This is a genomic window from Actinoplanes sp. NPDC051388 (assembly GCF_055586225.1).
In genome coordinates, this window is sequence record NZ_JBVJIP010000034.1 from 34,009 (window position 1) to 46,455 (window position 12,447).

The 12,447-nt window shown below is 68.9% G+C and carries 7 protein-coding genes and 1 pseudogene; 6 read left to right on the top strand and 2 right to left on the bottom strand.

Translation table 11 applies throughout. The features are described 5' to 3' along the window. Positions 1-149: 149 nt before the first annotated feature. Entirely contained in the window at positions 150-878 is a 729-nt protein-coding gene (locus ACZ6TI_RS46985) for a DUF2625 family protein (RefSeq protein WP_465351819.1), read from the bottom strand. 807 nt (positions 879-1,685) lie between these two features. Between ACZ6TI_RS46985 and ACZ6TI_RS46990 the strand changes: the two genes are divergently transcribed. Then, entirely contained in the window at positions 1,686-2,300 is a 615-nt protein-coding gene (locus ACZ6TI_RS46990; RefSeq protein ID WP_465351820.1) for a hypothetical protein, read from the top strand. A 1-nt stretch (position 2,301) separates the two neighbouring features. Here ACZ6TI_RS46990 and ACZ6TI_RS46995 read toward each other — a convergent pair whose 3' ends face one another. Further along, positions 2,302-7,344 carry a WD40 domain-containing protein gene (locus ACZ6TI_RS46995; RefSeq protein WP_465351821.1) on the bottom strand — a complete coding sequence of 1,681 codons (5,043 nt, stop codon included), beginning with the start codon at positions 7,342-7,344 and terminating at the stop codon, positions 2,302-2,304. Between the two features lie 208 nt (positions 7,345-7,552). On the opposite strand from ACZ6TI_RS46995, the gene ACZ6TI_RS47000 reads away from it, so the two are divergent. The 5 genes and pseudogenes from ACZ6TI_RS47000 to ACZ6TI_RS47020 all read left to right on the top strand — a co-directional run bounded on the left by ACZ6TI_RS47000 (position 7,553) and on the right by ACZ6TI_RS47020 (position 12,447). Continuing rightward, complete coding sequence (locus ACZ6TI_RS47000; RefSeq protein WP_465351822.1) at positions 7,553-8,821, top strand: ArsB/NhaD family transporter; 1,269 nt, start codon at positions 7,553-7,555, stop codon at positions 8,819-8,821. Positions 8,822-9,141: 320 nt separating this feature from the next. Next, on the top strand, positions 9,142-9,282 hold the full coding sequence (locus ACZ6TI_RS47005; RefSeq protein WP_465351823.1) for a hypothetical protein: 141 nt from the start codon (positions 9,142-9,144) through the stop codon (positions 9,280-9,282). Positions 9,283-9,429: 147 nt separating this feature from the next. After that, positions 9,430-10,104, top strand: a pseudogene (locus ACZ6TI_RS47010) (pyridoxal-phosphate dependent enzyme); the annotation flags it as partial. Between the two features lie 116 nt (positions 10,105-10,220). Then, positions 10,221-11,429: an aminotransferase class V-fold PLP-dependent enzyme gene (locus ACZ6TI_RS47015; RefSeq protein ID WP_465351824.1), complete on the top strand. Its 1,209-nt coding sequence runs from the start codon at positions 10,221-10,223 to the stop codon at positions 11,427-11,429. A 49-nt stretch (positions 11,430-11,478) separates the two neighbouring features. Continuing rightward, on the top strand, positions 11,479-12,447 hold the full coding sequence (locus ACZ6TI_RS47020; RefSeq protein ID WP_465351825.1) for a metal ABC transporter substrate-binding protein: 969 nt from the start codon (positions 11,479-11,481) through the stop codon (positions 12,445-12,447).

Genomic DNA, 12,447 nt, shown 5'->3' on the forward strand with positions numbered 1-12,447 from the left:
ATTTCACGTTCCCTGGGACCGGTCAGCGCGAGTGGTCGCCTTTATCGAGCTCGGTCACGGCCACGGGGGTGGTATCGGCCCCGCGGAAGGTGACGGGCCATAGGGGGTGCGGCCCACTCGGAAATGCCTGAGGTCATTGACCGTGGAGATCAGGACACGCTCGAACGACGACGGCTCGTTATGTGCAGGGAGGTGGTGTCCGGCTTCGCGGCGAAACGGGCAGCGAAGTCGTCCTGCAACGAGAACAGCTCGGTGAGTGGGACAGAGGTGCGTGTGGTGGTGGCCAGGTCGTGATGCGCTTGCTGGGACCAGAGGAACGGGTAGACCGCAATGCCGTGCGTCAACGGCAGGCCGCGAATCTCGTCGCGCCAGCTCGGCCATCGCAGTGCCCGGTAGAACTCGGTGGTTCCGGCTCCGGCGATCCACGACAGCCAGGCGCCGTGGCCGGCGCCGAGCGGCTCCCATGTCAACGTGTCCGGTCCGAGGTAGCACACCTCGCCGGGGTCACCTGGGCGGCCCGCGGCGGCCGGGTCGGGGCCGTTGACCTCGAAGCGGCCACCGAGTACGTCATACCCGACCAACAGGGCCGCGGGTGGCTGGTCGTCGCTGGGCAGGTCGTTGGCCTGTGCCAGGGAGGGCAGGCCACGTTCGCCGCCGCCAAGCACGCGCAGCCAGCCGTCGTCGACCAGTAGACCGCCGGTGTGCAGCGCCAGCGCGCCCATCCGCGACCGGGTGGTGACCTGCAAACGGTGTAGACAGTCTCGGCCGGCGGCGGCGAAGACGGGCAGGACCGCGATCTCTGGATTGGCCAGCAACTCTGCCTCGAGCTGCCGCCACGCCGGATCAGTTACCGCAGTCAACTCGTCGAAGGTGCGCATCGGTTTATCATGCTCGCCGTCGCAACCACTGCCGATGCTCTCCGGCTTCGCGAAACCGCAGTTTCGGACACGCCGATGGCTCCGTTCCATGCCGCCAGGATGACCGCAAGATCGAGTGCATTGTTCTGCCGCGATCCGCGCGGTAGACGTTGACGATCGCGCCGTCGGCGACCCCATGACGTGTATGTGCCGGGCGTACGATGCGACCTGACCTTCACGGGCCCAGCTGGCGTGGGCGACACGCCAGAACCGGTGCGGACGGCCGTCGCTGAGGCGCGCGGTGTCACGATCGTCGGTCACTCGGATCTGCACAGCGGCATGTCCCTTGGCACCGACCCCACCAAGGCCGCCAGCACCTCCCACCAGCTATGGACATGTCCCCAGCACCGGTCACGGATCTGGCCATCGGCCGGCAGGGTCCCAGCGGGCCTCCAGTTCGTGCAGGTGCCGGAGCAGCGGGTTGACCGCTTGGGTGCGTTCGGCCACCAGGCCCGCGCCTTTCCCGTTCGATCTCGGCCAGCGCGGCGCGTTCCTCGCGCTGGTCGAGATCATTCCGGTGGTAGCCCCGACCGATCGAACCAGAAAGCCACCCCGGACCTGGGCCCGGCCCACTACGGCGGCACGGCCTGGACCGGCAAGAACGACATCTGGCTGCGCTGCGAGGCCTTGTCCCGGTGATTGAGCGGTGACCGGCTCCGCCGAAATCCCCGCAGGGCATCGAGTCATCGAGGTCAGACCGGCTGGAAAAGAACCGCCAGGAAAGCCGGCCGGGAGCGCGGCGTAATGTGTCGGCATGGAGAGCTGCTGATGCAGAACAGCTGGTTGCAGACGCTGGCCGAAGGGCTCATCGGCGCGTTCCTCGGCTCATCCGTCTCGGTGTTGGTGGCGTTGTATGTGATCAGGCGCTCGCACCGTATCGACCGGCAGAACCGGCGGGAGGACCTGTCGCTGGCCGCCGCGGAGCGGCTGACTAAAGCGCTGCTGGACGCTCTGCAGCGACTCAACCAGTTGGCGGACCAAAACGTGTTGCGGTCCCGGGCGGCGCGGGCCGAGACGATGTCCGCGATCGTGAGCGAGCTTCAGACCGCGGTCGACCTGCACGCGCCGGTCCTGTCGCCAACGCCGTTCGAGCCGCTCCCGGACGACATGAAGCACGTGCTCACCGTGCTGGACCGGGCGATCGAGGACCGGGAGCGGGTCGTCATGCAGCAGGAACGGTTGAGCGAGTCCGACGAGGACCGCGCCTATGCCGTCGACCGCCACGCGGTGGAGCTGCGGCAGACGCTGACCGCCTTCCTGCTCGACGTGACGGAGGCGCTGACCGCCTATCGCCGGGCCAAGCCGGTGATGGCCGTCGCCATGCCCACGATGCCGCCGGTGGTCGCGACGACCGCCAATGTCCCGGCCAGGCGCGCGCGATGAGTCAGAGGCGCAGCTTCGCCTCCGGGGCAAGCCGCCGAACCCGGTGGTCGACCGGCGTGTCGAGCTGGCCGAGGCCGAACCGACACAGCTTGATCGCCCACCACATCGCGTCGCCGGGCTCGCCGTCAAGCTTGTAGCGGCCGTCGGGCAGCAGTGTGGCCCATCCGTCTCCGTCGAACGGCAGGAGCGTGGCGACGGGCGTCGCCGCCGGCGGCCGCCATAGGATGACGACGCCATCGGCCCCGGCGCTGGCGACCACTCCACTCGGACAGAAAGCGACGTCGTAGACCGCGCCGAGGTGCCCGTTCAGGGTGGCCACCTCAGCGCCGTCGGACACGCGCCACACGCGTACGGTCTCATCCTGCCCGGCGGTCGCGAGCAAGGCGCCGTCGTGGCTGAACGCCACGCTGTGCACCCAACCGCGGTTGGCGTGCAGCGTCTCGACGCGAGTCCGGTCGGCGAAACGCCACAGCTGGACCGTCCCGTCGCTGCCCCCGCTGGCGAGCAGGCTGCCGGCGGGGTTGAAGGCAAGTGCCGACACGACCCGCGTCCGACCGGTCAGCAAAGGCTCCCGCCACGTGCCATCTTCGAGGTTCCACAACTGGATGGTCTCGTCACCGCCCGCGGTGACGAGGATGCTGTCGTCCCGCGCGAACGCCAGCCCGGCGACCGTCCGTGTGGGGCTGGACAGCGCATTGAGGCGGGCCGCGTCCGCCACCCGCCACAGGCGGATCCGGCCTTCCGCCGCCGACGTGGCAAGCATGGTGTTGTCCCAACTGAACACCACCTTACGGACCGGACCGCTGTGCGGCGCGCCCGCCGGCGACACGAACGGGGAACCGTCGGGCAGGTGGAGAAGCTGAACGGTGCCCTTGACCCCACCGATGGCCAGCAGCCGGCCATCGGGGCTGAAGCCCACGCCGAACACGGCGTCGGTGTGTTCCCGGTACGGAACGCTGCAGGTGCCGCCGGACATGTTCCACAGGCGGACCCGGCCGTCGTCGGTGCCCGTCGCCACGAACTGACCGTCAGCGCTCACCGCGAGGTCGTTGATGTCGTTCTGGCGGCCGGTCAGGGTATAACGCCGGCCGTGTGACGGCACGCTCCACACCCGTACGGTGCCGTCGCTGCCGGCCGTGCCGAGCAGGTCCCCATCGGGGCTGTAGGCCACCGAATGCACCTCGTCGTCGTGCCCGGATAACGTAGCGACGACCGAACCGTCGGCGACGCTCCACAGCCGAGCGCTGCCGTCGCCACCACAGGTTGCGAACTCGGTGCCGTCCGAGCTGAAGGCCACGCCGAGGACGACACGAATGTGCGCGGACAGCTCGTCACGGATCGCACCGTCCGCCACCCGCCACAGCCGGGCCAGGCCGTCGCTGCCACCGGTGGCGAGCAGGCTGCCCTCCGGGCTGAAGGCCAGCGCCAGCACCGGTCGTGCCGAGACATTCAGGGTGCGTCCCTGACTGCCGTCAGCAACGTTCCACAGCCGTACGGTGCCGTCGATGCACGCCGCCGCCACCAGCGTGCCGTCCGGGCTGAACGCCACCGCGTGGACGGCCGGTCCGCCGTGTCCCAATGTGCTGCGCAGCGTGCCGTTGCCCACTCGCCACAGGTAGATGCCGCCGTCCTCGTTGCCGCCGGCCAGCAGGGTGCCGTCCGGGCTGAAGGCCACGCTGCGCACCGGCCCGTCCGCGTCGGTGAAGACCTCGCGCAGCGTGACGTCGTCAACCCGCCACACCTGGATGGTGGCGTCGAGGCTGCCGCTGGCCAACAGCCCGCCGTCCGGGCTGAAGGCGACCGCCGTGACCACATCGGTGTGACCCTGCAAGCAGCGATGGACCCGGCCGCCGTCGGGGCCCGCGATCACGACGGTCTGTCCCATGCCGTAAGCCAGCAGCCGCCCGTTGGGCGCGAACGAGATGCCTCTCGCCGGAGCGGCGGCCGGGGGCCGTTGCAGGACTGCCGGGTCCCGGCCGGCGATCGCCGCGTCCGCGAGCTCAGGTCCGGCGAGCGTCGCGGGATCCACGGTGACGTCGACCAGAGAGGCTCCGCTCCACCGGCTGCCGGTCAGGGTGGCACCGGTGAGATCCGTTGAAACCAGTCGGGCCTCGGTGAAGTCGGCGCCCACCAGGTCGGCGCCCACGAGTGTCACCCGGTTGAGGACGGCGCCGACGACCTGCGCATCGCGCAGCGACGCGCGGGTGAGGTTGGTCTTGACCAGACGTGCGGCGGTCAGATCCGCACCGGCGAGATCGGCCTCGCTGAGGTCGCTGTCGGCCATGACATTGCCGCGCAGGTTCTGGCCGGACAATCGTGCCTGGGCGGCGTGCTGCACGCCGACCCGGTCCTGGATGAGCAGCGCGTTGCTCTTCGCTATGTCGCTGGCGGAGGGGTCATCGAGCACCGCACGGGCCCACTCTATCGCCCGGCCGCGACCGGCGAGGCCGGCGAAGAAGTCGGCCATCAGGGCCGAGATCTGGCGCTGGCCGAGGATTGCGGCCGGACGGTCTTGCGCCTGCAGCTGACGGGCGGCCTCGTCGGCGATCAGCCATTCGAGCACCGACTGGTGTACGAAGCTGAAGCGGCCCTCGTCGTCGCGGATCAACAGGGTTCCGGATCCGACCAGCTGCGCGGCCTGGTCGTGGTCGAGGAATCGGTCCGCGAGTGGCCCCAGCGCCTGGGCGGTCTCCTCCTCCAGTTCGGCGACGGCCACGGTGGGCTCACCCGACTGCCACAGCCGCGAAGCCAGTGCGCGGACGGCGCGCCAGCGGTCCTCGGTCGACAGGATGGACGACGCGCCGCGCGGACTGGCTCGCCAATCCTCGTGACGGAACCAGTGGTCGAGCAGCTCACGATAGAGGTCGGCCGAACTGATGCTGCCTTCCCGCGCCTGGACCCGGCGGAGTCTGGCCTCGTCGAGGTTGGCGATGAAGCCGAGCATCCGTGGGTTCCGGGACAGGCCGAGCAGATCCCGGATCTCCTTGATCAGATCGAGGCGGGCGTCCGCCTGCTGGTAATCGTTCTTGTACAGCCGTACGAGATATTCGCGGATCTGCTCGTCGGTGAAGTCGACCAGCTCGACCAGGTGCGAGCTGTGCACGCGTTCGACGCGTTCGCCGAGCGCGGTGAGCACCTGCTGCGTCGACATGAAGTGCTGGGAGCGACTGCTGATGATCAGTTTTGCCCGGCCCTCGAGCCCTTGGAGCAGCGTCTGGAGCCGGTCGGCGGCGCGGTCGTAGGACACGCGCAACGCGAGCTCGTCGAAACCGTCGAAGAGCAGGACGATGCGGCCACTGCGCAGCATGTACCGGAAAGCTTCGAGGTTGATGCGCTTCTCGCCGGAGAACGCCAGATGCTGAGCAACCAGTTCGTCGACGCTCCGCGCCTTCTCCAGCGTGCGCAGCTCCAGCAACATCGGCACCACATGCGGCAGGCGGTCCGGCATGCGCCGGGCCAGCTCCTGCATCAGGAACGTCTTGCCGAGGCCGAAATCCCCGAGCAGCAGAACGAACTGCTGCTCGTCCGCCTCCACCCAGTCGAACACCTCCTCCAGCAGGTCCTCGCGGATGCCGTCCCTGCCGATCACGCGGTATCGCTGCGGAACATAGGTGGCCGGCGGGTACAGCTTGCTGTTGGTGAGGCGTTCGGTCTGCCGGGCAAGATAACTGCGCAGATCCATCAGCCCCTGATACTCGACGAAGCTGAGCAGGTTGACGCCGCGCTTGTGCGCTGCGGCCACCAGCTGCTCGTCCGCCGGCGCGCCGCTGTAGACGAACTCGGAGACCAGGTACGGGTCGGCCGCCGCGAAGTCCTGGTGGACGTGCTGCACGAATTGGTCGACGATCCGGTCGTTGACCCCGTTCTCGGCGAGACCGACCGGCCGCTGGGTGACGAACGTGTCCTCGACCGAGCTCACCCGCAGGTACATCGGCGCCTTGGCGGTGGCCGGCACGGCCACGATCGTGGACCCGGCGTGGCGCAGGGCGCAGATCTCCTTGACCCGGTCGGCGAAGTCCTCCACCCGGCGCGTCTTCCCACCGGGCTGTGGCGACTCCGCCTCGAATGCCGGTCCCTCCGCCGGCGGGAAGGTGGCGCCGACCGATTCGAGGGCGCCCGGAATGTCCTCACGGAACAGTCGGTCCGCGAGGGTCGCCGCAGGGGATGGCGTGAGCTCGCCGGTATTCGGCACGTATCGCGTCAACCCGTCCGACCGGATCTGCAGGAGCTCGAATCCGGTCGGTTTCTCCGATTGTCCCGGCCCGGCCGGGCCATTCGCGCCCAGCACCGGCAGGCTCGCCCGTTCCTCGTGGCCGGCGCCGGAGAGCGAGCCATGTGCGAGGAGGTTCAGGTTCGATGCGATCAGGCGGTCCAACTGCTCGGCATCACGCAGTTCCTCGGCGCCGGCGTCCCGTCCGCTGCCCGGGGCGTGCCGGATCACGCCGATGCGCAACCAGCCGAGATCCGCATACCGCGCCAGACGGGACTGGAACCACTCCGCCTGCCGCTCACCGATCAGACCGTAGTTGTCGGCGTCATCGTGACTGTGCGCCATGGTCGAATTGAGGCCGGCCACGACCAAGCGCAGCTCGGGGATCTCGAACAACGACCACGGCTCGCCCGGCGCGAAGGAGATCTCGGGGTTCTCCTGGTAGAACCTCCCGAAGAGAGCCGCAAATTGCGTCCACTTCGGCCAGTACGGCGGTTCGGCCTCTTCGTCCTCGGCGGCGCGCTGCATGAAGTACGACGACGCCGCCTCCCGGTTGACATCGCCCTCACCCGGCACGAGCACGACGCGATGCGCCGGCAGCGCGAACAGTTCCATCAGCGTGGCGATGTAGCGCCCGGCCTGGTCGTACTCCCATTTGCGGCCACGCGCCGCCAGATTGCCGGCCACCACGACGAGATCCGGTCGCAGCTGTGGGTCTGCGGCGATCATCCGGAAGAGGTCGGCGGACCAATCGGAGCCTTGAGTGGAGTCGACGAATTCGGTGAGATTGCCGGCCGGGCGCCGGAATGCCGGCAGGCCCGCCAGATGTAGCACCGTTACGCTTTGCCGATCGCTGTTTCCGTCCTCAGATACGGCCACCGAGCCCCCAGTCCACATCGATCCGCGCTCACCTTACCGGCTGGGCGTACCTACACACAGCTACAATTCCTGATCGTCTCATCGGCGCAACGGCGGCACCGCCACGGATCTACCGCGTCCTTGCGGACCGGGATTCGCGGACCCCTCCGCGATACTGGCTACCATGACGCAGCCCGAGGAGCGCGACTCGACGGCTACACCGGATCGGTCGATGCCTTCCGGCACGGAGACGCGACCGGTCGACCCGCCGGCCTCCCGCCGATGGCGTCCCGACGCACTGACCTGGGTTACCGTCACGGTCAGCGCGTTGGGCGCCGCGGCGGTGGCGTTCGGGATGCTGCCGACGTCCGAGGCGGAGGCGACGCTTCGTCGCGTCCTGCCTTTGCTGATCTTCCTCGGCTTCGTGGTGATCCTGGCCGAGCTCACCGCGAAAGCCGAGGTGTTCGACGTCATCGCCGCACGTATCGCCATCGCGGCCCGCGGCAACTACCTCATCCTGTTCATCCTGTGTTGCCTCCTCGCCGCGTCGACTACCGCGTTTCTCAACCTCGACACCACGGCGGTGCTGCTCACCCCGGTCATGCTCGCAGTGGCGAGGGCGATGCGCATCCCGCCGCTTCCGCTGGCGATGACCACGGTGTGGCTGGCGAACACGGCCAGCCTCCTGCTACCGGTGTCGAACCTCACCAACCTGCTGGCCACCGACCGCATCGGCCTGGAACCGGCCCCCTTCGCCGCGCGGATGTTCCTGCCACAGATCGCCGCGCTGCTGACCACCATGCTTTGTCTGTGGATCTTCTACTGGCGGCGCGGCCGGCGCGGCGCCGACCGGTACACGCCGCCGCGGCCGCATCGGCCGCACGACCGGGTGTTGTTCGGGCTGGCCTCGGCAGCGTGCGTCACCTTCATCGTGCTGATCCTGGCCGGCGTGCCGTTGGCATGGACGACCGGCACCTGCGCCGCCGCCGTCTTGATCGGCTTCGCGATCCGCGACCGCGGCAGCCTGAGCTGGCGACTCGTTCCGGTCCAGTTGCTCGGCTTCGTCGCCGGGCTGTTCCTGGTCATGCAGACCATTGGTCGCGTCGGCCTCGACGACGTCTTAGCCACGATCATGAGCGCGGATCCCGGCACCGCCGGCACGTTGCGCGCCGCAGCCACCGGAGCCGGCCTGTCCAACCTGATCAACAATCTGCCCGCGTACGTGGCGGCCGAGGCCGCGGTCTTGCCGGCCAATCACACGCAGCTGCTCGGCTTGCTCCTCGGCACCAACATCGGACCGATCATCATCCCGTGGGCGTCGCTGGCGACGCTGTTGTGGTACGAGCGGTGCCGCGCGCAGAGGGTCACCGTCTCCTGGCCGAACTTCATCCTGACCGGCTCCGTTACGGCCGTTGTCGTACTCTCCAGCGCGGTCGCGATGCTTCTCGTTTAGCAGCATCCGACCGCAAGCGCCCGGCGGTGGCTCCCCGCCCTGACGTGCGTGGCGAGTAATCGCCGGGTGCGAAGCTCAGGGGAAAGCCCAAGGATGCCCGTACCGTCCGGGGATTACAGGTGAGGGGAAGGCCGAAAGGGTGAATATGGTGAACCCTCGTTGATGCCTCGTCACGGCAACTCTTCGGGACGGCTTGAAAGACCGGGGAGACAAAGGGGCTGGCCGCTGAAAGTCGGCAGACAGCAGTCGAGGACTCATCGATGACTGTGTGGACACCGTCGCCTCCGGGATCAAGAGGGCACCCGACCCGGCTGTATCTCATGCGTGGGGAACGTGGAAACCCCGTCCGGGTCCGCCACCCCACCGCCCGCACCGTCGCGGTGCACCGCGACGGCGGCGACTGGCGGTGGTGCCTGGACGAGCAGTTCTGGCCCGTCGACCGCCGGGAGGACGCAGCGTGAGATACGACAGCATGACCGAGGCCATCGGCGACACGCCTCTGGTGCGCATCGACGAGGCGGTGCACGGCCTCGAGAACATCGATCTGTACGCCAAAATGGAACTGCTCAACCCCGTTCGGTTCTGTCAAGGACCGGGCGGCGTGGAGCATGGTGCGGCCGCACCTGCGCCGGGCGGTCGACCGTGGCGAGACAATCGTGGAGCTCTCCAGCGGCAACACCGCCAAGGCGCTCGCGGTCATCGCCGGCATGCACGGGCTGCAGTTCCGCAGCGTGACCAACCGGATGAAGGTGCCCGAGATCAAGGACCTGTTGCTCCTGCTGGGCGCCGAGATCGACGAGTTGCCGGGACAGGCCGAGTGCCTCGATCCGGCCGACACCGACGACCCGCTCACCCGCATGTATCAGACGATCACGGCGGACGGCGACGGTTTCCTGCACACCGACCAGTACTTCAACGACCTCAACACGGAGGCACACGCGCGCGGCACCGGCCCGGAGATCATCGCGGATCTGGATGGCCGCGCCCCCGACTACTTCATCGCCTGCGTCGGCACCGCCGGGTCGTCCACCGGTGTGGCCCGGGCGCTCCGCGCGCACAGCGCGGAGGTGACCGTCGTCGGCCTGGTGGCGGAGAAGTCCGACTTCATTCCCGGCCTCCGCAACATCGACGAGGTCCACGAGGTCGGGCTGTTCGACCCGGAGATCTACGACGCCGTCGAGGCGGTGAGCGCCGACGAGGCCATCGAGGGGCTGCTGACCGTGGTCCGTCGCTGTGGGACCCTCGCCGGGCCCACCGGCGGCGGCGCGTACCAGGGCGCCGTGCGATACCTGCGCCGCCTCGACGGCGCGTTCACCGAGCGTCGCACGGCGGTCTTTATCGTCTGGGAGCGCTCTGCGCATCGGTCCGCTACAACCACGGCGCGGCGTTCCCCGATGAGTTGCGGCCCTGGCAGCAGGCGTTACGGGACCAGTTCCCGATCATCGTCGCGAATCCCGGTCTTACCTATCTGGACAGTGCCGCGACGGCGCAGAAGCCCCAGCCCGTCCTCGATGCGGTGTTCGACTATCTCACCACCGGCAACGCCAACGCGGGACGCGGCACCTACACCTGGGCGAACCGGACCACGGCCCGGATCGAGCAGGCCCGGCAGCGGGTCCGGGCCTTTCTCGGCGACGCGGCCGACCGATCGGCGGTGCACTTCGTCAGCGGAGCCACCGAGGGCCTGCGGGCGGTCGCGCGAGACTGGCTGACCGGCTACCTGACCGACGGCGACGAAATCGTCGTGCCGTACGCGGATCACAGCGCGAATGCCTTGCCCTGGCTCGAGGCGGTGCGACTGTTGGAGCTGCAGGGGATCCGGGTGAGGGTGCGTGAGATGCCCTACGACGGTGTACAGGAGTACGACGTCGCCCGCCTCGCCGGGATCGTCAACGGGCGCACCCGGTTCATCGCCGCGAGCCACGTCCACCACGTCTGCGGCGGAGACATGAACGTGGCCAGGCTGCGCGCTGTCGCCGGTCCCGAGGTCGCGATCTGCGTGGACGCCGCCCAGAGCATCGGGCACCTGCCGGTGACGGCCGCCGAGCTGGGTGCCGACTTCATCGTGTTCTCCGGCCACAAGGCGATGGCCCTGCCCGGCAGCGGAGCGGTCTGGGCGGCCAACCGGCTCGGGCCGGTCTTCCAGCCCGGTGGCTGGGCCGGCACCCCGAACACCAGCGGCATCGTCAGCCTCGTGGCGGCGCTGGACTGGCTCGACGAGGCGGGACTGGATCGGATCGCCCGGTGGACGGTGGCGCTCGGGCGACCGGGCGGACTGCTGGTCGTCGCCGATCTGATGCCGAACGCGGACGTGCCGTCGGTGATGAACGCCGCGCATCCGGTCGCGGACGACGCCGCGGCCGGGCTCGCGTGGAGCCGCTGGTGGGCGGAGATCGGCGCCGACCCGGCTTTCGCCGGTGCGATGCGGGAACGCGCCGAGGTTTTCGCGGAGCGAGTGCCCGCCGAGTTCACCCCGGACGAGCAATGGCATCGGGCCGCCGCGGGCGCGGGCGGCTTCCGTGAGTGCGGAGTCGTGTGGCGCCGCGGGCGCATGCCGCGGTCGTGGCCCGGTAGTGCACAGGTAGTCATCTTGCCATTAGACGATTGATTGTGAAAACCATTACCGTTTGGCTCCTCAGGGACAGGGGAGCGAACGCATGGGATACCGGCAGGGCACGATCTGGCTCACGGCGACGACCGCGATGGTCGCGCTGCTGGCCGGCTGCGGTTCGGACGACTCGGACTCCGGCACAGCGGCGGCCGGCGGCAAGCCGCTCGCCGTGGTGGCCACGACCCCCGAGGTTGCTGATTTCGTCCGGAACATCGGCGGCGACGACGTCACGGTGACCCAGATCATCAAGCCGAACGTCGACCCGCACGACTACGAACCGACACCGGCCGACATCCAGGCCATCGCCTCGGCCGCGATCGTCGTGCAGAACGGGGTCGGGCTCGAGGAATGGCTCGATCGCACGATCGAGGCGTCCGGCTTCAAGGGCACGGTGGTGGACTCGAGCCAGGGCGTGGCGCTCCGCGAGGGCGGTCACGATGAGGAAGAGGGCGAAGGGGAACACACGGGCGAGGAGCACGACCCGCACATCTGGCACAACCCGGCGAACGCCAAGATCATGGTGGCCAACATCCAGAAGGGCTTGGCCGCTGCCGATCCGGCGCGAGCGGACGTGTTCACCAAGAATCTGGCCGCCTACACCGCGGAGCTGGACAAGCTCGACACCGAAAACGAGGCGGCGTTCGCCAAGCTGCCCGCCGCGGATCGCAAGCTGGTCACCAACCACGACGCCTTCGGCTATTACGTCGACCGGTACCAGCTGGAGTTCGTCGGATCGGTGATCCCCAGCCTCGACACCTCGGCCGAGCTGTCCGCACGGCAACTCACCGACCTGGTCGCGAAGATCAAGGCGACGGGTACGAAAGCCATCTTCACCGAGAGCTCCCTGCCACCGAAGAGCGCCGAAGCGATCGCCCAGCAGGCCGGCGTGAAGGTTGTCGGCGGCGAGGACGCGCTGTTCGGCGACAGTCTCGGCGCGCCGGGCACGCCGGAGGGCACGTATCTGGGCGCCGAGCGGCACAACACCGAGGTCATCGTCTCGGCCCTGGGCGGCTGA